We start from the raw sequence: 534 nt of genomic DNA on the forward strand, positions 1-534 counted from the left end.
CAGGACATGGATGCCACCCTGGCGGCGATGGTGTACGCAGCGCTGGAGTTGATCCCCGGGGCGGCGGCAGCGTCCATCTCGGTGGCCCGGGCCCACCACACCATGACCTCCCATGCCGCGTCCTCGGAGCTGGCGGCGGTCGTGGACCAGTTGCAGGAAGAGCACGGGGAGGGACCGTGCCTGGATGCAGCCTATGTGGAGAACATCGTGCGGGTCCCGGACTTCGGCCAGGAGAACCGGTGGCCGTCCTTCGCTCCGGCCGCCGCCGAAGCCGGGGCGAGGTCGATGCTGTGCTTCCAGCTCTACACCGACGAAAGGGAGCTTGGGGCGCTGAACGTCTACGGCGCCGAGACCGAGGCGTTCACCGCCACCTCGGAGGAGGTCGGGCTGCTGGTCGCCGCGCACGCGGCCGTGGCCTTCGCCGATGCCGAGCAGATCGCCCGGCTCCACCGGGCTTTGACCCCCCGGGATCTGATCGGTCGGGCCAAGGGTATCTTGATGGAGCGGTTCAAGATCACCTACCAGCAGGCCTTC

General features: G+C 68.7%; 1 protein-coding gene. It reads left to right on the plus strand.

The features are described from left to right. Positions 1–6: 6 nt before the first annotated feature. Positions 7–534, plus strand: a 528-nt coding sequence (locus tag QYM41_RS17810) for a GAF domain-containing protein (RefSeq protein ID WP_368801099.1), incomplete at its 3' end; no start/stop codon positions are given.

It is taken from the genome of Kocuria oxytropis, from assembly GCF_040981195.1.
Lineage (GTDB): Bacteria > Actinomycetota > Actinomycetes > Actinomycetales > Micrococcaceae > Kocuria > Kocuria oxytropis.